Origin of the sequence: Parabacteroides sp. AM58-2XD (assembly GCF_003463685.1) — a bacterium.
GTDB classification, from domain to species: Bacteria; Bacteroidota; Bacteroidia; order Bacteroidales; family Tannerellaceae; genus Parabacteroides; species Parabacteroides segnis.
Map to the genome: position 1 here is coordinate 1 of NZ_QSDP01000253.1, position 829 is coordinate 829.

Here is an 829-nt window from a genome sequence, read left to right on the forward strand (position 1 = left end):
AAGGCTAAAAAACTCAATATCGATACTTACAAATTAAATTCTTTTGGTAGGATGATTCCATTTGAAGATCATCAATGTATAATTAAAGAAAACTACTTAGGACAATCTCTTTTAGATAAAATTTATTATACAAAAGATAGCCTCCAATCATTTGCAGAACTAGGAGAAGGACCAGATGAAAATATTATGCCACGTTTAATGCAGAAAAAGGATAAGTCAAGCGTTAATATATTTGATCTACAAAAAAAGCAAATAATAACAAAAGATTTATCAAAAAACATTTCAGATATAACAAAATTGAAATGTATGCCTCTTTCGATAATACAAACAAAATATGGATATATAGTTTCAGGCCTTTTGGATAAAAATGAAAATGATAATAATAGATATGCAATATTAAACAATGAAGGGGAATTTATAAAATCTTTTGGGGATTTTCCAAAAGATGGAAATGAATCTGGAATTAAAAGTAAAGCACTTGCTTATCAAGGTTGGATGGTTTATAATCCATTATTAGATAGGTTTGCATCAGTAACATCATCAGGGGCCATATTCGAATTATATCAAATAAGCGCAACCCCTAATCTTATAAAAAGTTATCACGATATATATCCTATATATATAAACGACAGTAGTCCAGGAATTAACAGCATTAAACATGGACAAGAAAATGTTATTGGTTATACAGATATATATGCAACCGACAAATACATCTATACTTTATATTCCGGAAAAAAAATTAGCGCAACAATAATAAATGAAGGAATGATGAATGCTAATGCTAAGTAATAATATTCTTATATATAATTGGAATGGAGAGTGTGTATGT

The 829-nt window shown here is 28.1% G+C and carries 1 protein-coding gene; it reads left to right on the forward strand.

The window, feature by feature from the left end:
- A partial coding sequence (locus tag DXA15_RS25130; protein ID WP_233567641.1) for a BF3164 family lipoprotein occupies window positions 1-789 on the forward strand: 789 nt, incomplete at its 5' end.
- Window positions 790-829: the final 40 nt, after the last annotated feature.